Source organism: Methylomonas subterranea, assembly GCF_024505185.1.
GTDB lineage: Bacteria > Pseudomonadota > Gammaproteobacteria > Methylococcales > Methylomonadaceae > Methylomonas > Methylomonas subterranea.
The window spans coordinates 1-21,250 of the sequence record NZ_JANIBJ010000025.1; the positions used below are offsets into that span (position 1 = coordinate 1).

The 21,250-nt window shown below is 52.1% G+C and carries 19 protein-coding genes; 9 read left to right on the forward strand and 10 right to left on the reverse strand.

Translation table 11 applies throughout. The annotated features are described in order from the left end of the window. Window positions 1-32: 32 nt before the first annotated feature. Together lolA and mrcB are read right to left on the reverse strand one after the other, a co-directional pair. On the reverse strand, window positions 33-656 hold the full coding sequence (lolA, locus tag NP590_RS13510; protein WP_256603021.1) for an outer membrane lipoprotein periplasmic chaperone LolA: 624 nt from the start codon (window positions 654-656) through the stop codon (window positions 33-35). 2 nt (window positions 657-658) lie between these two features. Continuing rightward, complete coding sequence (mrcB, locus tag NP590_RS13515; RefSeq protein ID WP_256603023.1) at window positions 659-2,998, reverse strand: penicillin-binding protein 1B; 2,340 nt, start codon at window positions 2,996-2,998, stop codon at window positions 659-661. A gap of 313 nt (window positions 2,999-3,311) precedes the next feature. On the opposite strand from mrcB, the gene NP590_RS13520 reads away from it, so the two are divergent. Continuing rightward, on the forward strand, window positions 3,312-3,587 hold the full coding sequence (locus tag NP590_RS13520) for a PilZ domain-containing protein (RefSeq protein ID WP_256603026.1): 276 nt from the start codon (window positions 3,312-3,314) through the stop codon (window positions 3,585-3,587). Here the strand turns inward: NP590_RS13520 and NP590_RS13525 are convergent. After that, entirely contained in the window at window positions 3,584-4,087 is a 504-nt protein-coding gene (locus tag NP590_RS13525) for a putative metalloprotease CJM1_0395 family protein (RefSeq protein WP_256603028.1), read from the reverse strand. The genes NP590_RS13520 and NP590_RS13525 overlap by 4 nt on opposite strands. Before the next feature lie 191 nt (window positions 4,088-4,278). Between NP590_RS13525 and uvrB the strand changes: the two genes are divergently transcribed. Continuing rightward, entirely contained in the window at window positions 4,279-6,285 is a 2,007-nt protein-coding gene (gene uvrB, locus NP590_RS13530) for an excinuclease ABC subunit UvrB (protein ID WP_256603102.1), read from the forward strand. A 192-nt stretch (window positions 6,286-6,477) separates the two neighbouring features. Here the strand turns inward: uvrB and NP590_RS13535 are convergent, their stop codons facing one another. Continuing rightward, window positions 6,478-7,326: a transglycosylase SLT domain-containing protein gene (locus NP590_RS13535; RefSeq protein WP_256603029.1), complete on the reverse strand. Its 849-nt coding sequence runs from the start codon at window positions 7,324-7,326 to the stop codon at window positions 6,478-6,480. Window positions 7,327-8,234: 908 nt separating this feature from the next. Here NP590_RS13535 and NP590_RS13540 point away from each other — a divergent pair. Together NP590_RS13540 and NP590_RS13545 are read left to right on the forward strand one after the other, a co-directional pair. Next, the gene (locus NP590_RS13540; protein ID WP_256603030.1) at window positions 8,235-9,215 is read left to right on the forward strand and encodes an EDSAP-1 family PEP-CTERM protein; all 981 of its coding nucleotides are present in this window, start codon (window positions 8,235-8,237) and stop codon (window positions 9,213-9,215) included. A 187-nt stretch (window positions 9,216-9,402) separates the two neighbouring features. Then, on the forward strand, window positions 9,403-10,281 hold the full coding sequence (locus tag NP590_RS13545) for a class I SAM-dependent methyltransferase (RefSeq protein ID WP_256603031.1): 879 nt from the start codon (window positions 9,403-9,405) through the stop codon (window positions 10,279-10,281). On the opposite strand, the gene NP590_RS13550 is transcribed toward NP590_RS13545, so the two are convergent. Together NP590_RS13550 and NP590_RS13555 are read right to left on the reverse strand one after the other, a co-directional pair. Beyond that, entirely contained in the window at window positions 10,278-11,342 is a 1,065-nt protein-coding gene (locus NP590_RS13550) for a hypothetical protein (RefSeq protein ID WP_256603032.1), read from the reverse strand. The genes NP590_RS13545 and NP590_RS13550 overlap by 4 nt on opposite strands. Before the next feature lie 19 nt (window positions 11,343-11,361). After that, window positions 11,362-12,234 carry a ThiF family adenylyltransferase gene (locus tag NP590_RS13555; RefSeq protein WP_256603033.1) on the reverse strand — a complete coding sequence of 291 codons (873 nt, stop codon included), beginning with the start codon at window positions 12,232-12,234 and terminating at the stop codon, window positions 11,362-11,364. Between the two features lie 498 nt (window positions 12,235-12,732). On the opposite strand from NP590_RS13555, the gene NP590_RS13560 reads away from it, so the two are divergent. From NP590_RS13560 to NP590_RS13570, 3 genes are read left to right on the forward strand one after another with little or no spacing between them, the layout of a single operon-like run. Next, a complete protein-coding gene (locus tag NP590_RS13560) occupies window positions 12,733-13,869 on the forward strand; it encodes an ABC transporter permease (RefSeq protein WP_256603034.1) in 1,137 nt (378 codons plus the stop codon). After that, on the forward strand, window positions 13,866-14,585 hold the full coding sequence (locus NP590_RS13565) for an ABC transporter ATP-binding protein (protein WP_256603035.1): 720 nt from the start codon (window positions 13,866-13,868) through the stop codon (window positions 14,583-14,585). The genes NP590_RS13560 and NP590_RS13565 overlap by 4 nt, the downstream gene beginning before the upstream one ends. A 60-nt stretch (window positions 14,586-14,645) precedes the next feature. Beyond that, window positions 14,646-15,584 (forward strand): HlyD family secretion protein, encoded by a 939-nt coding sequence (locus NP590_RS13570; protein WP_256603036.1) that lies wholly within the window; start codon window positions 14,646-14,648, stop codon window positions 15,582-15,584. Here the strand turns inward: NP590_RS13570 and NP590_RS13575 are convergent, their stop codons facing one another. The 4 genes from NP590_RS13575 to NP590_RS13590 form a co-directional block, all read right to left on the reverse strand. Then, complete coding sequence (locus NP590_RS13575) at window positions 15,585-16,973, reverse strand: TIGR03013 family XrtA/PEP-CTERM system glycosyltransferase (RefSeq protein WP_256603037.1); 1,389 nt, start codon at window positions 16,971-16,973, stop codon at window positions 15,585-15,587. A gap of 33 nt (window positions 16,974-17,006) precedes the next feature. Beyond that, window positions 17,007-17,780, reverse strand: coding sequence for a S1C family serine protease (locus NP590_RS13580; RefSeq protein ID WP_256603038.1), 774 nt, complete (start codon window positions 17,778-17,780; stop codon window positions 17,007-17,009). A 494-nt stretch (window positions 17,781-18,274) separates the two neighbouring features. Further along, window positions 18,275-19,123, reverse strand: coding sequence for a hypothetical protein (locus tag NP590_RS13585; RefSeq protein ID WP_256603039.1), 849 nt, complete (start codon window positions 19,121-19,123; stop codon window positions 18,275-18,277). A gap of 170 nt (window positions 19,124-19,293) precedes the next feature. After that, on the reverse strand, window positions 19,294-20,310 hold the full coding sequence (locus tag NP590_RS13590; RefSeq protein WP_256603041.1) for a tryptophan--tRNA ligase: 1,017 nt from the start codon (window positions 20,308-20,310) through the stop codon (window positions 19,294-19,296). A 201-nt stretch (window positions 20,311-20,511) separates the two neighbouring features. Between NP590_RS13590 and NP590_RS13595 the strand changes: the two genes are divergently transcribed. Next, window positions 20,512-20,811 carry a PilZ domain-containing protein gene (locus tag NP590_RS13595; RefSeq protein ID WP_256603044.1) on the forward strand — a complete coding sequence of 100 codons (300 nt, stop codon included), beginning with the start codon at window positions 20,512-20,514 and terminating at the stop codon, window positions 20,809-20,811. A gap of 34 nt (window positions 20,812-20,845) precedes the next feature. Further along, a complete protein-coding gene (locus tag NP590_RS13600) occupies window positions 20,846-21,250 on the forward strand; it encodes a 6-pyruvoyl trahydropterin synthase family protein (protein WP_256603045.1) in 405 nt (134 codons plus the stop codon).

Sequence of the window (21,250 nt, forward strand, 5' to 3'; positions counted from 1 at the left end):
GGCATGTCCGCCGCGCGCAAGCTTGGTGATGGTCAATTTTCAAACACATCCACCCCCTTGGGCGGTTTGAAATCAAACATGTCGTTCCGCAGCACCGGATTCAATTTGATATTGGAAAAATAAATCCGGGTCAGTTGACCGAAGTTATCGCTCAACTCCATCCCGCCCAGCTGACCGTGGCTCAAGCCTATCAATATATATTTGAAGCCGCTTTCCTCGTTTTTCGGCGACAGTCTGATCCAGTTTAAGTCGTCCTCGTTGCCCTGCTCCTCCAGCACGAATTTTTCATCGATATCCACTTGGCCGGTCAACAACAAGGCCGGGGTAGAACCCAGGGAGTCGTCCAGTTGCTTGACGGTCACTTGCTCGAGATCCGCATCGTAAAACCAGACCTTATCGGAATTCGAAACGATTTCCTGCGCAAACGGCTTTTGGTAATTCCAGCGGAATTTACCCGGCCTGCTCAAGTAAAACTGCCCCAGACTGGGCTGACCGGCCTGACCGGCCTTGTTGTAACTGACCTGTTTGAAATCCGCCGACAAGGAGGCGCTGGATTTCAAAAATGCTTTCAGTTGCTTGATGGGCGCTTCCTCGGCCCGGACAGGGCTTTGCAAGCCGGCCGCCAGAATCAGTGATGTTACGATTTTTTTTAGCATGGTTAGAAAGGATTCAAGTGGTTGAGCCAGGATTCGGCGGCACTCGGCGCCGAACCACAATCGGAGTATTCCGTGGGACCGGAGCCATCCACGAACGGATAAGCCACGGCGCCCGGACAATTTTCATCGGTCAGCCAGCCGGTCTGGGGATCAATCCATTTCATCCCTACATTATCGGGCGCCACCAGATTTACCGACTGTTTGGCAACCTGACGCATAAAGTCGCCCCATATCTGCAAGGCCCCGGTGGCACCGGTCAGGCCGGTGGGCTTGTTGTCGTCGCGCCCCACCCACACCACGGAAAGGTAATCGCCGCTGAAACCGGCAAACCAGCTGTCGCGCATTTCATTGGTGGTACCGGTCTTGCCGGCCAGATTCATATCGCCCGGCAGGTAATTATAAGCGGAGCGCCCGGTGCCGATACGCATCACATTCTGCAAGATCGTATTGGTCAGATAAGTCGCCGCCGGGTCGATCACCTGCCGCACCGTGAAGGGATAACTTTGCAGGGCCTTGCCGTCGGCCGCGTTTACCGCCCGAATCGAACGCAAGGGGGTTGCGTAACCGTCGCCGGCCAGGGTTTGGTAAATCTGGGTGACTTCCAGCGGCGTCAGCGGCGAGGCGCCCAACAACAGGGATGGATACAAATCCACCCGCCGGCTGACCCCCATGTTTTTCAGGTTATTGGCAACTCTGTTCAAGCCGATGTCCATGCCAATCCTGACCGTGGACATGTTGTAGGAATTCGTCAACGCGGTATGTAAAGGCACTACGCCATGCTCGCGGTTGTCGTAATTGTCCGGCGACCAGGTTTTGCCGTTTCCGGCCGGAATTTGCAGGCGGGTATCGCTGATGGGCGTGACAATGGTATAGCGGTCGGGATATTCCAACGCGGTCAGATAAACCACCGGCTTTATCAAGGAACCGATGGGGCGCACGGCATCCAATGCCCGGTTGAAACCGATATCCCCGCCGTTGCGGGAACCGACCAAGGCCACTATTTCACCGCTGTCGCGGCGGGTCACGATGGCGGCAGCCTCCAGATCGTTACTCTTGGGACTTTTTTCCAATTGCTTGAGTTTGCCGGCCATCGACTTTTCCAAGGCATCCTGCGCGCGGGTATCCAGGGTCGTGACGATGCGCAACCCCTCCGAAGTCAAATCCTCTTCCTTATATTCCTGCTTGAGTTGGCGCTTGACCAGATCGATAAAATCGGGATAGCGGTTTGCGGAACGATGCGTGACAGCGGCGACGCCCAACGGTTGTTTTTTGGCTTCCCCGGCCTGTACGGCGTCGATATATCCCTCGGCCAACATCGAATCCAGCACCAGATTGCGCCGATTCAAGGTATGTTCCGGCTTGCGGCGCGGATCGTATTCCGACGGACCGCGCACCAAGGCAACCAGAGTAGCCACTTGCGGTAAATTCAGGGTCTTCAGGGACTGGCCGAAATAAAATTCGCTGGCCAGCCCGAAGCCGTGCACGGCGCTACCGCCATCCTGTCCCAGAAAGATTTCGTTCAAATAGGCTTCCAGAATTTCGTTCTTCTGGTAGCGATATTCCAGAATCAGCGACATCAGCACTTCCTTGACCTTGCGCCGCAGGGTGCGCTTGGGATGCAGGAAAAAATTCTTCACCAGCTGCTGCGTGATGGTGCTACCGCCCTGCACCATACCGCCGGCTTTCAGATTCGACCACATGGCGCGCGCTATGCCTTTCGGCGAGATGCCGAAATGGTGGTAAAAATCGCGGTCTTCGGTGGATAGCAAACCCTGGATCAAGGTTTCCGGAGCGTCCTCCAACTTGATCAGCACCCTGTCCTCCTTGCGGGTGGGATAGAAACTGCCGATCTGAATGGGTTCCATGCGCACGATAGCCAAATCGCCGCCGCTGGCGACATCGATCAGACTGGTCAAGGCACCGCCGGCAAAGCCGATACTGATTTTTCGGCTTTCCTGCAATATGTCGCCGAAATTAAAGGCGCGGGTATTGACAATGACCTGGCTGCCCTTCATAACGTAAGAGCCCTCGCCTTTCAATTGCGGGTCCTGGCGATAATGCAATTGCAACAATATGTCTTCAAACTGCCTGCTGTCGTATTCCAAACCGACGTAAAGCTCCAACGGGCTGGCATAAACCCGGGCCGGAATCGACCAGCGCTTGCCTTCGAATTGTTCGCGCACGGTGTAATCGAGATAACCGATATACGATGCCAAGGCAAAACCGCCAACCAGCAGCAAGACTATCGAGGCTCTCAAAAGCCACGATGGTTTCGATGGTTTTTTTCTGCGCCGTGCATAAGTGGAGTTGGAACGGTTACGGGGTCTGGGTCGTCGTGCCATTTAAATAAGAAAGTGTCTGCAGTAAAAGCCGATAGAAAAATAGAATGCCGATCGGCTAAAGCCATCGCGCCGCGCTTATTATCCGCCAAACCTCATATTATCGCGATTTGGCCGCCGCTTTACCCGATAGATTTTCGCCAAAGACGGGAAAGCGGGTCCGGCGGGTTTGACAAACAGTGTTTTTTTCTTAACTATACAGGCAAATGTATTGTGAAGCGCGGCCTTGTTCGGACTATCCGGCCGGCCGACTTGGCAATCATAAATCAGCGGCATCCGGCTATCGGGCAGCTAATTCAATTTTAATATTTCTCGAGTGAATGATTTGACCGATTCGGATCAGCGCAGGCATCCGCGACTTAAACACCGCGCCAAAATCAAGGTTACGCTCTCCCGTTCTTCCGGCTTGTTTTTCGCCGATATGCGCGATTTTTCCGAAAGCGGACTGTTTTTGCTCTGTTCGGGCGAACTGATCCCGGAGCTGAACACCATGGTGGAAGTACAAACCACGGAATTCGAAGATGCGCCTGTCCGTAGCACGAAAGTCGTGCGCATAGAACCGGGCGTCGGTTTCGGGGTTGAATTTATTTAGGCCACCACGTCCAGCAGGGCGCCATGCGAACTTGCACCCCGCTGATGCGTTTTCAGCAACAATTCGGCGCTGGCTTTATTGGCCATGGCGGTGGCTTTACTCGCCACGCTTAAATCCTGAGCGGACGGCTGCGCCGGCGCCAAGGCCGCCCGGCGAATGGTTTCCGCCTTGAGCAGAGTGGCTTGCGGGTCGTTGGGCACGGCCGAGGTATCGATACCGACCTCGCCTCCCGTCGCATAACGCTGGCCATCCGGCCCGGTCACATATTGAAAATTAGCCCCACCCACCGCAAGGCCGCCGGCCGCGGCCAAATGGGCCTGCTCATGCGCGCGGACCTCGCTGTCCCTGGCTTTCAAGGCTTGAACTTCGCGTTGCTGGCTTTCGTCGAGGCCGCCGGCATTTCGGCCGGGCACATCGACTTGCCGCCCATTGTCGGAGGCGACTGGATCCCGGCGCTGCATAATGCCGGCATTAACAAGGGAGGAACTGCTTATCTGCATAGTGGCAACCCGAATTTTCGCTGCAACGAGCCGAGGTGGACTATAACGCCAATGCAGAGCTTTGTACAATATCCCGCATTAGAACTCCAAAGGTGAAACCGATGTCAGGCAAACGGCGCATGGAAATCAGTCAATCAGCCATCACCGGCATCATTGCCGAACCGCCCGCCGCGTCGGTTTTATCCCAGCCCATGCAAAAACCTTTCAAAATACAAAGCCGCTATCAACCTGCCGGCGACCAGCCCGCCGCCATCCGGGAACTGGTCGAAGGCCTTAAGCACGGCGAATTACACCAAACCCTGCTGGGCGTCACGGGCTCCGGCAAGACTTTTACCATTGCCAACGTAGTCCAGCAAACCCAGCGGCCGGCCATGATCATGGCGCCCAACAAGACGCTGGCTGCCCAGCTATACGGCGAAATGAAGGAATTTTTTCCAGAAAACAGCGTCGAGTATTTCGTTTCCTATTACGACTATTACCAGCCGGAAGCCTACATCCCGGCCTCGGACACCTTCATCGACAAAGACGCTTCGCTGAACGAGCACATCGAACAGATGCGGCTGTCCGCCACCAAGGCCTTGCTGGAACGGCGAGACACCATCGTGGTGGCGACCGTTTCGGCGATTTACGGCCTGGGCGAGCCTGAATCCTACTTCCAGATGGTGCTGCACCTGGTGCGCGGCGACATGATCAAGCAGCGGGACATCCTGCGCCGCTTGGCCGAAATGCAATACATCCGCAACGACACCGAACTGCGCCGCGCCACTTATCGGGTGCGCGGCGAGGTGATAGACGTTTTCCCGGCCGAATCGGAAGAACAAGCCCTGCGCATCGAACTGTTCGACGACGAAATCGAACGCCTGTCCATGTTCGACCCCTTGACCGGCGAGATCCTGCACCGGTTGGCCCGCTTTACCCTGTACCCCAAAAGCCATTACGTCACCCCGCGCGAACAGTTGCTGGCGGCGGTGGAAAAAATCAAGCTCGAACTGGCCGAACGCCTGGAACAACTGCGCGATAACCACAAACTGGTGGAAGCCCAGCGTCTGGAGCAACGCACGCTGTTCGATATCGAAATGATCATGGAAGTGGGTTATTGCTCCGGCATCGAAAACTATTCCCGCCATCTCTCCAACCGGGCCGACGGCGAATCGCCGCCCACCATGTTCGATTACCTGCCCAAGGATGCCTTGGTGATCATAGACGAAAGCCACGTCACGGTACCGCAGATCGGCGCCATGTATAAGGGCGACCGCTCGCGCAAGGAAACCCTGGTCGAATACGGTTTCAGGTTGCCGTCGGCGCTGGATAACCGGCCGCTCAGATTCGAAGAATTCGAAGCCATTTGCGGCCAGCGCATTTACGTCTCCGCCACGCCCGGCCCTTACGAAAAAGAGCACTCCGGCGCGGTGGTGGAACAGGTGGTGCGGCCGACCGGGCTGGTCGATCCGCTGGTGGAAGTCCGCCCGGCCACCACCCAGGTCGACGATCTGCTGTCGGAGTTGAACAAGCGCATCGCCGCCCGGGAGCGGGTATTGGTCACCACCCTGACCAAGCGCATGTCGGAAGATTTAACGGACTATCTGATGGAGCACGACATCAAGGTGCGCTACCTGCATTCTGACATTCAAACCGTGGAACGGGTGGAAATCATCCGCGACCTGCGCCTGGGCGTATTCGACGTGCTGGTGGGCATCAATCTGCTGCGGGAAGGCCTGGACATTCCGGAAGTCTCGCTGGTGGCCATCCTGGATGCCGACAAGGAAGGTTTTCTGCGCTCCTTGACGTCATTGATCCAGACCATAGGCCGGGCCGCCCGCAACGCCAACGGCAAGGTGATTTTATACGGCGACAAGATTACCCGCTCCATGCAACAAGCCATCGACGAAACCGAACGCCGGCGGGCCAAGCAAATCGCTTTCAACGCGGAACACAACATTACGCCCAAAACCATCTTCAAATCGGTCACCGACATTCTGGAGATCTCCATTCCAGGCGCCGGCGGCTCCATTTCCAGCGCCAAGGCCAAAGTCGCCGAACCGGCCCAGGAATACAAGGCCATGACGCCCAAGCAAGCCGCCAAAACCTTGAAACAACTGGAAGAAAAAATGTACCGGCACGCCAAAAATCTGGAGTTCGAAGAGGCGGCCCAAGTCAGGGACCAGATCAAACTACTGCGGGCGGAGTTGGTGGTTTGACGATGCGGGGGAAACCCGCGGGCGTGTCCATTATCGCCCGGCCATAGATCGGGCTTTTGCTGATCGTTTCAGCTGATTCAGGCTAAAGAGGCTGCCTTAAAAGCCGATCAGTCCTTCTCCCGGCGGGAAAAGGTGCTTTTATGACAACCTCTTAAACTTTGATGCGTAAACTGCAAAACCTTCCGGCAGCCGTCAGGTTTTTTGCCGCGTCGCTGGCGGGCTGGCTAAATTGGCGGGGACGGGGTGTAGGGATTTGCCGTACCAAGCCAAAATTTGCTTGACGTAATTTTGAGTTTCGCGATACGGTGGAATACCGTGATAACGTTCCACGGCGCCTTCGCCGGCGTTATAAGCCGCCAACACCAAATCCACCTTGCCGTCAAAATGCCTCATCAACCAATGCAAATAGGCGGTACCGCCCTTGATGTTCTGAATGGGGTCCCAGCTATCGGCCACGCCAAAACGCGCGGCGGTTTCCGGAATCAATTGCATCAAGCCCTGGGCGTTTTTATTGGAGACGGCGGAGGTGTTAAAACCGGACTCCGCCCGAATCACGGCCATTACCAGATCCGGATCGATACCGTATACCGGCGCAATCTGATTCACCCACTCAGCCACCACGCCCTTGGTCGGATTGGGGTCGGCGACCAACTTCAATTCCGGCTCAGCCGGTTTGCATGCGGCATCTTCCGCCGGCGTTAAATCGCTATAACGCGCCAGCATATTTTTGGCATGCGCATCGCCGGCATCGGCGGCCTGCTTAAACCAGCGCACGGCCAAACCCAGATCGCGCGGCTTACCCCGGCCATTGAAGTACATAAAACCCATGTTGTACGCCGACTCCGTGTCGCCCTTTAAAGCCGCCCGACAATACAATTCGAAAGCTTGCAGATAATCCTGCTTGACACCATCCCTGCCGTGCTCGTAGCTGGCCGCCAAAACACGCATCGATTCGGGAGAATCGGGTATCTCGATGGCCCAGCCATTCCGCACCAAAATGCTCAACAAGCAGATTACCAACGGTCGTTTCATTCGGCTCATAATTTCTCGACTTTTCTTCCGGCGTTTAAACGGGGGTGGACACCAGGGTAAATAAGGTTTGATGCATTAGAACCCGAACAAAAACATAAAACACTGCCTAAAAGGACAATTAACAAACATTGCCGCGGTAAAGCACTGGAATAAGCGTAGCGGACGTCAAACGGGCCGTCCCGATGACACTGTCGAAATAATTTACAACGGCTTTCTAGAAACCGCTGCTAATGTAATTCGCCGGCACACTCTGCAAAACGAGAAGCACATAGCGGCTTTCTGGGCACTGACTATCGTTTGTAGATCTGCTCTAAGGCCTATCGACCTATTCAAAGGGTTTATCGACATGTTCGAAACGCTTCTCCATTTGCTTGAAGCCTTCCTGCATTAGCTTCCCGCAGATATTTCAGCCCCTCTTACACGCATATTGACGTTCTGAGCCAACCAACGCAAGGCAATGCAGTCTCCGATAAGACTTGCTATCTGTTCGATATCTTCTTTGGTCAAAGCCATTTCAGGAGTCCAGTTCCATATCAATAGCGCGGCGAGGATACCATATTAATCCGAACGAACACTTAAACAACTCTGCCCCCCGCACCATTTGTCAGAGAATTTTACACCCCCATATTTAAACCTCTGGCGGCATTACCCAACGCAACGCAACCATCTAGACGCGCAATTGTCGCCAGAGTAGTAATACAGAGGCTGTTTAATTTTGTAATGAAACAGCGGAAATTTCGGCACGATAAAGAAATCAGACCTCTTTTATCTCTATGTGTCGACATTCTTTACACCTCGTTTAAGCTCCAGACACAAAAACATCAATAGATTTCACATGTCATTGTTATAACGTTATTTTTAATAACTGGCACGCTATTGGCTTTCACATGTAACGTAACTTTATAACTGGAGGATTTATGAAACATTCAACACTGCAAACAACCATTAAAAGCATAATACTCGGCATCTCAATTGCCGGTACAGCACAAGCCGGATCGTTGGCAAGCGCGGTCGTTACAATCGACAACTTCACAATCAGCAGAAACGGCACAGCTGTAGATTACAACCAATTCAGTAGCCTAAACTTTACCAGCAGCTCCGATGTATCCGCGACACTTGACGGTGTTAATTCAAACAATAGCGCTAGCAGCTCTAACGGCGGACTGATCGACCTTTATGCCTCACAAGGCACACCAGGCCCTGCGAACAACTCCTTCCCCGAGCTCACTGCAGGCTCTGGCGTTCCGGGACCTATTGGTTCGAATTATGCTGTAGCCGATACCTATGAATTTGGCTCCCCTATATCAGGCCTCCCCTCTGGCACACCATTGTTCACAGATGACACTGGCGCTCAAGCCACTTTCTTAGGAGTTGCCTCTTACGTGTCCTTAACCGGAACCGGCGATGGTAGCGCACAGTCTAATAATTCATTACAAGCCTTGTTTTCATTTTCTCTTAACGAAGGCGGAGCACTGGATTTCACATTTGACGTAAATCCTTTTGTGGAAACATATTTAGAAACCGGTGGAAATGGCAGCGCCGATGCATCTTTTTCGGTTGTATTTAGCCTGCTTGATTTGGCGGGCAACTCCTTGCTGGACGCAAGCTCCGCACCTTTCTTCATCAACCCGATTACTGGTGAATTTGTTTTTGGTTCCACCAGATCATCAGGTGCTCCTGGTACCGGCATCTCGAATCAGTTTGGCGCGGGCGGCCCAATAACGTTGTCGTTTTCAACTTTAAATCTGACAGCGGGCACACAGTATCAATTATCTGCCAGAATGAACGCCACAGCTGACGCGGTATTCATTCCAGAACCTGAGACATTAGCTCTGCTAGGCATCGGCCTGCTGGGCATAGCCTTCAATATCCGTAAAAAAGCGCCGATTGCAGCTTAAAAATTAAGCTCATTCTAGCCAGCCACTGTTCTTGATTGAGAGCAGTGGCTGTTTTATTAGCAGCATCTAGCGTCGCGTTTCTTAGGTTTATTTTCTCGTAAATTGAGATTAGATCAAAGGTTTTAAGCCCACCCAAATCCCAATTAATTTTTGATTTTGGCAACCTACCAAGAGCTTTTACTATCTCATGCCCAGCAAAACCGTAATAAAAACCTTCTGCCGCGAACTGTTGACAAAACAGACAGCCACGCGAAAAACAGAACCGGACTTAGTCATGGACGATCCGGAAAAAGTCGCCGCCTATACTCGGGCTGGCCGAGAAGACGGTGTCATGGCCCCCGTTTACCTTTTTCACTGCGCACAAATCTGTGAAATCATTAAACCTGGAGATACGGTATTAGACCTTGGCTGCGGCCCAGCAACACAACTTGCAATGGTCGCCCGCCTGAATCCGGAAACACATTTTATCGGCATGGACTTGTCCACCGAAATGCTCGATAAGGCACGAAACTACATAGCTCAACAACACTTATCCAACATTGAATTTCAGCAAGGCGATATCACGCACTTGTCTAATTTAGCGAATAAGAGCATCGATGCGGTCATGAGCACAGTTGTGCTACATCACCTACCTAATCTCGACCAGCTGGAAAACACTTTTAGGGAAATCAGCCGCGTCTTAAAGCCTGACGGAGGCTTATATTTAGTAGATTTTGGGCATTTAAAATCCGAAAAATCCATTCATGATTTTGCTTACCAATACGCGGGGCGGCAAGCCGAGCTATTTACCTTAGATTATCTGTATTCTTTGCAAGCTGCTTTTTGGCCCAAGGATTTTTATTCTCTATACCAAAAGCATTTATCACCTTTTGGAAAGTATTACCAAACTTTCATAATGCCTTATATGATGGTCGTTAAATCGCCATCCAGACGAAATATCGAGCCTGCTCTTACGAAACAATTGCGGACACTGAGATTTAGCATGCCAAAATATCACCAAACCGACTTAAAAGATTTGATATTATTTTTTAGGTTAGGGGGCTTACAGTCAAATTTCTTAAGCTAAGAATCAAATTCGACGACTTTCCTTAAAGTCTTTGTTTCCTGAGGCCGGCTAGAACCGATTCGAAATCCCACAATCAGAGTTTCTGACTTATCCATCCCCAAAAGATCAGCCAGCTTTTTTTGTGCCCGATCAATCTGACAACGATGTTTTTCGGAAAATTTATCCAAAGCATTCACTTTGGCTCGATATATCAATAATGGCAATCCAACAATGGGTTGAAACCCTAACCCCTGCCTTGCAGCCTCCAACCAAACTCGCTGCATCGCCCTGCCCGCCTGAATAAAACCATAACAGTCGGCATTTTTTACAACCAGTTGCCCAATCAATGAGACGTTTTGGCAGTTATACCAACATTTGACACCTATAATATGCGACAACCCCATATAATTGGCAAAATTGACAAACCACCAAAAGCGCAAAAAAGGGAAAAATAGCCTTTCAAAAGTATTTAAACCCAAAACGCCAACCGGCATACCATCCCGTGTTTCTAAAATTTGCTTTTTATTCCAGCGAATCTTGCTAAATAGAAAACCGTGAATATCTTTACGCTCAAATACCAATCGGTCATTTAGCGTCAGCACTTTTGCTAATTTTTTAATTGTTTTACGGTCATTTGCAAAATACGCTGAAACCCCCTCAATTGGTTTTATAGCCTCCACAAACTTCTGCAAATCCTCTACAAGCAATAAGTTATTTTGATAGTGTAACCGATTGGTCTCCCGGGCAAAAATAGCTGCATATAAGGAATTGTCGACGGGCTTCGCGGCGCCAAGCTCTATAGTAGCAACAAGATTCGCGTTATTTTGATCAGGAAATAAATTGATTTTAACCGTGCACCCTAAATGCCCGGAAGCGATGACTATGTTCTCAATTAACGCTCCATGAGCAATATAAGAGGCTACTTGTTGGTAATTATAATAGGAGTCATCCAGTTCTGGCCGGTTGTACAAATCTATTCGACAAAAATCATCGGAAACTTCAAATCGCCAAGGCTGAACATTATCACCAGAAGGAGCTTGCACGGCAGCTTCTAAAATTTTATTAATTAGTTGCTTATTCATATAAATAATCTTTTTTTATTTATTGGTCGCTCAGCATGCTCATAAACTGCTGCCTCGCCATATATACCCCTAACCGCTGAATCGGATTGCCATTACCTCTTGGCCGCCACGTTTTGATCATCTTATTGCAATAGGCATCAAACTGCATGCCCCAAGGCGCGGCAAGCACCTTGCCACGCTTCAGTAAAATCTTTAAAACTTGGGCACCGACCACGCCAGCACATAATTCACAAGCCATCGGCGTGGACGGCCCCTTATGATGAATCAAATCGACCGCTGTTCGATCCATCAAATAACCGCGCTGCAACATTGCGGGAGACAAGCCCAATAAAAAGTGCAAAATTTTATCGGTTTCCGATTTGCCGCTTAGTTGAAAGTATTGTTCAAAGGTCATCTTTCCCGGTAAAAAATTCAACAATGCCGTTCCCATGCCTAATGGAGCGGCAGTGACGGCCGGGATAGCGTGCTCCGCGCAATAGGCAAACACCATTTCCCTGGCTTCAAAGGCAAAAAAATCCAGCGCATCCACATACAAATCGACACCTGTAAAAAATTCCGACAGGTTATCGGCCGTAACACCCAACGGGAATTTTTGTATCTGTAACCCGGGGTTGATATCTTGCGCCATTTCGGCCAACACGTCGGTTTTCGGCCTACCCAAATGCGACACAGTAGCGCCGGCTTGCCGATTGAAGTTCGGCAGCTCGAATTTGTCGAAATCGGCAACATTGAAAGCGCCGATACCCAAACGGGTCAGAGTCAACAAATGACTACCACCCACCCCGCCCAGACCGGCAATGGCAATTCTTTTACTCTGTAAAATTGCCTGCTCTTCCGGGGTTACCCAGCCAATGTTGCGTGAAAACGCCTGCCGATAATCAAAGCCTGTCATGCCCATACTCCCAATGGAATCCCGCTCAGGTTGTACTGTGTTCTTTGCTATACTGTCAACGTCATTTTACGAGTATGCGTTATGAACGTCGCCTTACGATTGTACGAACAACTGACCGAAGCCGGCGAGGACTTAACCAACAAACGCGTCATTGCCGACGCGTTCGAACATCCGCAAAACCGCGAGTTGCCTACTCGGTGCCATGCTTGCACAGGCAAATTACGTGTCCGGATTGAGAATGTGCGACTGGAAGTCAAAGCCGTTGACATCAAAATAGCCGAAATCGCGGCCGAACCGGCACGGCTGCTTGTTGGGGCCTTGATCTTGCCAACCAGTCCGATTAACGCCAACACGTTACGGGTTCCACCCAAAATAACTTCAGTATTCTGTTCCCCCTCCCTCCGGGAGGGGGTTAGGGTGAGGGATATAACAAGGGAAGTTATTAGGGACGTAGCTCTAAAAACCGCCCATTCGATCTAACGCTACCGCACCTCCGTCATGAATTCAGTTGCCATACCGGTAGCCACCCAAATGCTGTTTCATAATCGTCCGCGCTTCATCATGACGGTTGTGGGTATCGCCATTGCGTTCTTTCTGGCCGCGGCACAAATCGGCCTGCTGGTGGGCTGGATCAACACCAACAGTGCCATCATCAAGCACGCCGGAGTCGACATATGGGTGATGGCGCAGGAAACGCGCACTCTGGATTACGGCACCGCCATTCCTCGCCACCGCATTCAACAAGTCAGTAGCGTACAGGGTGTCGCCTGGGCGGAAGGCATGTTGGTCGGCTGGGTCAATTGGCAACATCCTGAAGGAAAACATATCACCGTTGAAGTGATCGGTCTGGACAAGGCTAACGCGGGCGGCCCTTGGCTGATGCCCGAGGGCAACATCAGCTCGATTCATTTACCCCAAACCGTTGTGGTGGACGAATTATCCAAACAAACCCTGGGCGTCCGGCAAATTGGCGATGAAGCGGAAATGGAAGGCCGGCGGGTGATAATCGGCGGTTTTTCGCGCGGTGTTCGCACATTTACCGCTTCCCCCTTTGTTTTTACATCCATCGATAACGCCCTGGATTATGTGGCTTATTATCAGGATGACGAAATATCCTATGTGCTGGTCAGAATCGATCCAGGTGCCGACGTTATGCAAGTCCGCGATCGCATTGCCCGGGAAGTATCGCATGTCGAGGTTTTGACCACCGCCGAATTCGCCGAACGCTCGGTCAAATATTGGATGCTGGAAACGGGAGTCGGCATTACTGTGATCATTACCGCCGCATTGGGCTTGCTGGTTGGCGCCGTCATCATGAGTCAGACGCTGTTTGCCATCACTCAGGACCATATAGCCAATTACGCCACCCTGTTGGCCTTGGGCTTTCATCAGAAAACCCTACGCCAAATCGTGCTAACCCAAAGCTTGAGTCTTGGCGGGCTGGGCATCGTCGTTGGTTCGGTGTTGTTTTTCATAGCCTGTAATGCATCGGCGACCACACCCATACCACTCGAAACCACACCCATGGTATCCACAAGCCTGATCCTGTTCTCCCTATTATGCTGTATCGCCTCGTCCTGGTTTTCGATTCGCGCCATATTTAAACTGGACCCGGTGATGGTGTTTCACGGATGAAAAGCGTTATGGCCTGCCAAGGCATCAGCAAGAGCTACGGCGCCGGGGACATTCTCGAGCGCGTTTTAAAAAGGGTGGATTTGGAGCTTTTTGAAGGGCAGGCGTCGGTATTGGTCGGCCCCTCGGGCTCCGGGAAAACCACGCTGTTGTCGATTCTGGGTTGCTTATTAGCACCCAGCGAAGGTCAATTATTGATTGCGGATCAAACTGTAAATTTTTCCGACAAGAGCAGCCTGACCGAAGTCAGACGAAAAAAACTGGGCTTTATCTTTCAGCATGCCCAGTTACTGCCTTTTTTGACCATAGAGGAAAATCTGGCGATAGTGGGCCGCAACGCCGGCATGGAGGATATGGACATCAAACAGCGCCTGGATGGCTTGCTACAACGTCTCGAATTAAAGGTCATGCGCTATAAATACCCGGCGCAACTGAGCGGCGGCCAGCGTCAACGGGTCGCCATCGCCAGAGCCCTGTTGCATCGCCCGTCCATAGTACTGGCGGACGAACCCACGGCGGCCTTGGACTGGAACACCGGCAAAACCGTGGTTGAGCTGTTACTGGAGCAGGCCCGTCTGGAAAAAGCGGTGCTGGTGGTAGTGACCCACGACACGCGCATGCTGCCCCTGTTCGACCGCATCCTGACGATTGCCGACGGCCTGCTATCCGAGCAGCGACAGACAGCGGCGGTTGAAAATACCTTCTATACTCAGCCTTAACCCATCATTTGTCCGGATATTAAGATGCTACGCCTCGCTTACCTGTTTGTTTCATCGCTCATGCTTGCTTCCACCGCGGCTGCGGAACCACGCTGGATTCAGGGCATTGGTTATGTGGAGCCCACCAGCGAAATCCGCAGACTGGCATTCAAACATCCCGGTATCCTGGGCGAATACCACGTGCAACTGGGTCAGCAGGTCAAGGCCGGCGACATTCTTGCCGCGCAACAAAATCGCGAAGAGCAAACCGCGGTTGCGGTGGCGGAAAGCCAATTGCTGGCGGCACGAGCGGAATTGGAAAAAGTTTTGGCGGGTGTCAATCCCTATGAAATCGAAGCCAAAAAACACGCTCAACACTTCTCCAGCCTGGATGCCGAATATGCCCGCCGCAAACTGGATCGCATAGAACACTTGCGGAATAATAAATACGCCTCCGAAGATGAGCGCGATTTAGCGGAAACCAGTGCCAAACTCAAGCAGGCGGAAAGCCGGCGCTTAAACGCGGAAACGCGCTATTTGACGCATTTCGTGCGTGACGTCGACAAACAAGTGGCGCAAACCCAGGTTTCCGTTGCGGAAGCGCAACTACAGTCAGCCCAACGCCGCCTGGCGGAAACCTACCTGACCGCGCCCATAGACGGCACGGTTTTGGAGACCATTCTGCGGGTTGGAGAATCGACATTTTCGGTGGGCAGTCCCGAGCCGGCCGTATTGCTGGGCAACATGGACCAATTGCGCGTCAGGGCCGAAATCGACGAAAATTACGCCTTGGCGCTAAAAGCAGGTCAAAAAGCGATTATCTTCGGCAGGGGGTTGGGTGACAGGGAAATACCCGCCCATGTCAGTCTGGTCAAGCAAATCATGGGGAAAAAAACCGTTTTTGCCAAGACGGCAACCGAGCGCAAGGATATAGACGTAATTCAGATCTTTGTGGAACCGGATAGTGCGATCCAGGTTCCGGTCGGTCTGGAAGTCAACGTCAAAGTTGCGATCAATTGATCAGCGGGCGCCCTTGCCCCACAGCACCACTTCCACCGTGCTCATCATGATGGTCAAATCCAGGAACAGGCTGTAGTTTTTAACGTAATACAAATCGTATTCCAACTTATGCCAAGTATCCTGCTCGCTGGCGCCATAGGGATAGCACAACTGCGCCCAGCCGGTAATGCCGGGCTTCACCCTATGCCGTTCGGCGTAATAGGGTATGGTTTTCACAAAGCCTTCCACAAACTCAGGCCGCTCCGGGCGCGGCCCGACGAAACTCATGTCCCCTTTAAACACATTGAACAATTGCGGCAGTTCATCGATTCTGACTTTGCGGATGAATTTACCGACCCGCGTCACCCGATTGTCGGCCGCACTGGCGAATTGCGCGCCGTTCTTTTCCGCATCCACCCGCATGCTGCGAAATTTAATCACTTCAAAGGGTTTGTTACGGTAACCCACACGGGTCTGCCGATATAACACCGGGGCGCCAAAGCCGCTCTCCACGCTGATAGCCAGGGCGGTTATCAGCATCAACCACCAGCTCACACTCAACAACAGCAAGCTGGCAGTGACATCGAAACACCGTTTGACCACCGGACGCATGCCGTTGTTGACGAAGCCGTCGGAAAACACCAACCAACTCGGACTCAAGGCATCCAAAAACACCAAACGCTGTTCCCTTTCGTAAAATGTTTGTAAATCCATCACGATCACGCCCGACATTTTGATATCCAGCAACTCGTCAACCGGCAGCCGTTTACGCCTGTCATCCACCGCAATAACGATTTCATCCACTTTATGTTGTTTGACGACATCGGCCAAGGTCAGGTCATCGCCAAGTCTGATGGGGTCGACAACAGCGACCACGTCCTCATCCAACGTGATATAGCCCACTATCTCGAAACCGCGATAGACAAAACTGGAATTGACCACTTCCAGTTGTACGGCTTTTTCCCCGCTGCCAATCACCAACACCTTGCGTTTTAAGTTTTCCAGATTGATAAAGCGATAGAAGATGTACCGGGTCAATAAAATACCGATAAAGGAAAATATGATGGCGGAAACCAAAACACTGCGCGCCAGCATCAATTCGGGAACGATGTAGTAAATCAAGACCAGCGAGAATATCGCCACTACAAAACTGTAATTGATTCTTTCCAGCAGATTGTATTCTTCCCTGTCCAGGGTTTTCCGATACAAGCCAATCGACGAGCAACATAGCGTAAAAACAACCGAATACACCAACGAAGCCCAAATCATATCTTCCCTGGAATACCACGAGGAAGTGTACAAAAACCTGACGGCGGCCCCCCAATGCATGGCCAGATAAAACACAAACCATTCCACCAGCATTAACCATAGATAGGCTGTAGAAATATAATGCCGAAAAATTCTTATCATGCCGGAGTTCCCGTCTCAGTCCGCGTGGATGTTTTATTGAAGAGTTTTCTGATTCAAAAGCTGCTTGATATGTGCGGAGGGTATCGCATAGGAAATCCCGCTGGGGTTGCTGAGCGCATTCTCCTTGCTGCCTTGCACAAAGACTTTATTGATGATCCCCATCACTTTTCCGCTGTCTATGTCATACAAGGGGCTGCCGCTGTTACCCGGATAAGCCGTGGCATCCAATTGAAACACGTCATAAGGGGTTTCCAATTTTTTTAACATGCCGGCATTTAATTGTCGGCTGGCCAGCACTGGAATCGCATTGGGCGATATGGCGGACACAATGCAGCGGTGCGTGACGGGGTATAAACCCAATACCATACCGATCGGATATCCGGTAAAGGCAAACAATTCGCCCTCCCTGACTTGGCTGGAATCACCGATTTCCAGCACCGGTAATTTGCCTTCCTGCAAACGTAACAGGGCTAAATCGTGTTCCTGATCGCTTACCGCCAGATCCGCCAACACCATGTGCTCGTTCCTATCCTGGCGATAAAATACGGCAAAACGTTCCAGGTGGTCCACATCCAGTTCCTTGGCAATCACATGCGCATTGGTCACTATTTGGCGCCCATCACCCACGGCAAAGCCCGTCCCCAAAAAAACCGCGCGGGGATTTCGGGTCGGCATGAAGGTGCCCACCGCCACGATGGAGGGCTTGATATGCGGCACCACATCGGGCAAATTACCCTCGCCCCCCCAAACAGGTATATTGAACCCAATTGATATCCAGACTAAAAACAGTTTGTGGAGAGTTTTCATTTTTCCCGTCGCTTACCGGTTTTCAATGTCATTATTCGGCCGCAAGTTCGCTCCGGCGGAAGAAAGAGCCCATGGGCGGCCGTTTGCCATGCCGAAGATATAATCGCCATTTTCGCCGTCGGCTCCATCTCGGAACAAGAACTGGTATCTACAATGCCGCCACCGGACACCAGTATAGGCAAACCGTGCGGTCTTGCCAGTTTTGCGGCATGGCGAACGTGGAAATATACCCGTGGACCGACACCGGCGAGGGGTATGGCGAGCGAGTTTCGCGCCCCATACCGCCACCTGGACTTGCGTTTTAAAAGACTCGTTTGGTCTGCATACGACACCCTCCAATCGCGGAAACCGCCCCCAATTACGCGCCCAAGACATCACCACAACAATTAAACTCGGCACTATCAAAGCCGCTAAACTGAATTTTGCCATTCATGAATGGCATGGGCACTGCCAAATCGACGAATGTTTGAGTCACTACTGACCAACAACAAACATCAGCGTTGCCGGATAAAAAACCTGATTCCCTTGCCTGCGTATACCAACAGGATGATCGATAAGATTGCGGACAAAAAATTGTCGAGCGTCAGGTATTTCACTATCCGAAAAAAACTGCTTTGTCCCTCGAAGGTCTGCTTCATCAGCTCAGGATCGAGCGCCGGTTTCGCGTCGGCAGGAGAATCCTCCTCCATGCCTCGCCGGCTATCCATCCGCCCCAGCGACGAAATAGCGTGGCTGTCGGACTCCACCACGCCCCAAGAGCTCAACCGGGCCATCAGTTGATCGTTTAAGCCCACGATAAGCGAATCCCGCGCAAACAGCCCGGACTGATCGATAGTGGCAACAAGCCAGCTTTCCAGTTGCTTGGCATCCTGATAGGTCCAAACCATTTCCGCATACATGTCTTCCCCTATCAAAGCGCGTAATTCCTCATTCAACTGATCGAACGCATCGCTCCCCGTTGGCGCATGCTGATTGTCTCGCCAAGCCAGCGCCCAAGCCGAGTTGTCATTGCCAACTCCCGGCCACTGCAGGGTGGTTAAGGTGGGGTTCTGGATCGGTAGAAATCTGTTGTTCGACTCGGCGGGTTTTACCGCCGCCGGGTAGGCCCGCGATGCCGACTTCTCGCTCAAAGCCGGGCGAGCCGGCTTGTTTTCCGATACAGCTTCTTTTGGCGCCGAGGGCAACTCGACCGGCGCGGCGGCGGGCAGAGGAATCGGCAGCGGACTGCCGGGTATTTCCGCTGCTTTTTTTACAGGCAAGTCATCCAGCTCGCTCGGCGGCCCATCGGCGGAATTAACGATGTCTTGGGAAAAAGACAGTTTGAAGTCATCCGCCCAACTCAAGCCGATGCAAGCGCTTAGGATTCCGACCCTAATAACTTCCCTATTTATACCCCTCACCCTAACCCTCTCCCGGAGGGAGAGGGAACAGAATGCGGAAGTTATTTTGGGCGGAATCCTTAACATCATCAAACCAACGCGGATTCTCATGACTGCTCCAGGTGGGAATAATGTTAACCGGCCGTTATCGGTGCGATTCCCACCGCCTCGCGCAACTGCTTAATGAAGGGCCCGCTGATGGCCCGAGCTTTTTCGGCACCCAGCCGTAATTGGGTCTCGATATGCTCCGGCGCTTGCAACAAGGCTTCGTAGCGCTCGCGGGCCGGCGCGATTTCATCGTTGATTTTTTCGAATAACACCTGCTTCATTTCCCCCCAGGCGATACCTTCCGCGTAGCGCGCGCGAATCGCATTGACTTCGTGCGGGTTGGCGAATGCCTGATAAATCCCGAATAAAGTGCAACCTTCGGTATCCTTCGGTTCGCCCGGCTCCAGCGAATTGGTTTTGATCTTGTTGATCAACTTGCGCAGCTTTTTCTCCGGCTCGAACAAGGGAATGGTGTTGTTATAGCTCTTGCTCATTTTGCGCCCATCCAGCCCCAACAAGGTGGCGGCGTTGTCGGCCAACACGGCTTCCGGCAACACAAAATGTTCGCCGTAGATATGGTTGAAGCGGCTGGCGATATCGCGGGCCATTTCGATATGCTGTATCTGATCCTTGCCCACCGGTACTTTATTGGCGTTGAACATCAGGATGTCCGCCGCCATCAGCACCGGGTAACTGAACAAACCCATGGTAATGCCCTTGTCCGGATCGCTGCCTTCGGCTTCCCCGTTTTCCGCCACGGCCGCCTTGTAGGCATGCGCCCGGTTCATCAAGCCTTTCGCGGTCACGCAGGTCAACATCCAGGTCAGCTCCAGAATTTCCGGTACATCGGATTGCCGATAAAACACCGCATTCTCGGTATCCAAACCCAAGGCCAGCCAAGTGGCGGCAATTTCCAGACTGGATTGCTTGACTCTGGCGGGCTCGTTGCATTTGATCAGGGCATGGTAATCGGCCAGAAAATAAAACGGCCTGACCTGTTCATCCTTGCTGGCGTTGATCGCCGGACGTATGGCGCCGGCATAATTTCCCAAATGCGGGGTACCGGTGGTGGTAATGCCGGTCAGAACGATGGATTTACTCATAAATTTTAACTGTTTACCTGATATTGCCATTTATCGAAAACAGGATTCTACACAATTCATGCCTGATCGTCAGACAATAAAACCGCCAATCGCCACATCAAAACCATGCTTGTGATCGGATAACCGGGCGCTTGGTTTTTATAGTAAACTCCCGCCCGTAATTTTTTGTTCAAAACCTGATTTTTAAATCGGAGGAAGCTGATGCTGGCACACGATGAAAAGCGCGACTACATCCGCATGGAAGTGGATTGCGACATTACCTATAAACTCGCCAACTCGCAGGAGATAAAAACAGGCCGTTGCACGACCTTGAGCGGTGCCGGGGTGTCCTTTCTGGCCGACAGCTCCTTCGAAGCCGGCTTGGCAATGGAAGTCAGCATCATCCCCAAAACCTCCATCACGCCGCCGATGACGGCTTTCATCGAAGTGGTGCGTAGCGTCAAGCGGGATGAAAATCAATATGAAATCGCCGCCTCCATCAAAAGCATCAAGGGCAGTTAATGCCGAATTCGCCGACACAAGGACGCGTTAAATCATGTTCATAATCACCAAAGAAGTTTATTTCTGTTACGGCCACCGGCTGATGAATCATCCCGGTAAATGCCGCAATCTGCACGGACACAGTGTAAAAGCCGCCATTGCCATCAAAAGCGAACAACTGGACCAGCAAGGCATGGTGTGCGACTTCTCCGAGGTGCGCGATGCGGTCGAGTCCTTCGTCGACCAGTACCTGGACCACAATTTCCTGCTGCACAGGGACGACCCCATCATTCCGGCCCTGATTGCCAACAACGAGCGTTTTCTGGCCCTGGACGAACATCCGACCGCCGAAGTGCTGAGCAAAATGATCTACCGGCACCTCAAACAGGAGGGTTTAAACGTCGATCAGGTGGTGCTATGGGAAACCGCCAGTGCCCACGCCTGTTACCGGGAAGACTGA

What these genes read in the sequence shown, in the direction of transcription:
- lolA (WP_256603021.1), bottom strand. Translation starts at nt 656, where the DNA reads ATGCTAAAAAAAATCGTAACATCACTGATTCTGGCGGCCGGCTTGCAA.
- uvrB (WP_256603102.1), top strand. Translation starts at nt 4,279, where the DNA reads ATGCAAAAACCTTTCAAAATACAAAGCCGCTATCAACCTGCCGGCGAC.
- NP590_RS13545 (WP_256603031.1), top strand. Translation starts at nt 9,403, where the DNA reads ATGCCCAGCAAAACCGTAATAAAAACCTTCTGCCGCGAACTGTTGACA.
- NP590_RS13525 (WP_256603028.1), bottom strand. Translation starts at nt 4,087, where the DNA reads ATGCAGATAAGCAGTTCCTCCCTTGTTAATGCCGGCATTATGCAGCGC.
- NP590_RS13535 (WP_256603029.1), bottom strand. Translation starts at nt 7,326, where the DNA reads ATGAGCCGAATGAAACGACCGTTGGTAATCTGCTTGTTGAGCATTTTG.
- NP590_RS13575 (WP_256603037.1), bottom strand. Translation starts at nt 16,973, where the DNA reads ATGATAAGAATTTTTCGGCATTATATTTCTACAGCCTATCTATGGTTA.
- NP590_RS13580 (WP_256603038.1), bottom strand. Translation starts at nt 17,780, where the DNA reads ATGAAAACTCTCCACAAACTGTTTTTAGTCTGGATATCAATTGGGTTC.
- NP590_RS13590 (WP_256603041.1), bottom strand. Translation starts at nt 20,310, where the DNA reads ATGAGTAAATCCATCGTTCTGACCGGCATTACCACCACCGGTACCCCG.
- mrcB (WP_256603023.1), bottom strand. Translation starts at nt 2,998, where the DNA reads ATGGCACGACGACCCAGACCCCGTAACCGTTCCAACTCCACTTATGCA.
- NP590_RS13595 (WP_256603044.1), top strand. Translation starts at nt 20,512, where the DNA reads ATGCTGGCACACGATGAAAAGCGCGACTACATCCGCATGGAAGTGGAT.
- NP590_RS13555 (WP_256603033.1), bottom strand. Translation starts at nt 12,234, where the DNA reads ATGACAGGCTTTGATTATCGGCAGGCGTTTTCACGCAACATTGGCTGG.
- NP590_RS13565 (WP_256603035.1), top strand. Translation starts at nt 13,866, where the DNA reads ATGAAAAGCGTTATGGCCTGCCAAGGCATCAGCAAGAGCTACGGCGCC.
- NP590_RS13550 (WP_256603032.1), bottom strand. Translation starts at nt 11,342, where the DNA reads ATGAATAAGCAACTAATTAATAAAATTTTAGAAGCTGCCGTGCAAGCT.
- NP590_RS13560 (WP_256603034.1), top strand. Translation starts at nt 12,733, where the DNA reads ATGAATTCAGTTGCCATACCGGTAGCCACCCAAATGCTGTTTCATAAT.
- NP590_RS13540 (WP_256603030.1), top strand. Translation starts at nt 8,235, where the DNA reads ATGAAACATTCAACACTGCAAACAACCATTAAAAGCATAATACTCGGC.
- NP590_RS13570 (WP_256603036.1), top strand. Translation starts at nt 14,646, where the DNA reads ATGCTTGCTTCCACCGCGGCTGCGGAACCACGCTGGATTCAGGGCATT.
- NP590_RS13600 (WP_256603045.1), top strand. Translation starts at nt 20,846, where the DNA reads ATGTTCATAATCACCAAAGAAGTTTATTTCTGTTACGGCCACCGGCTG.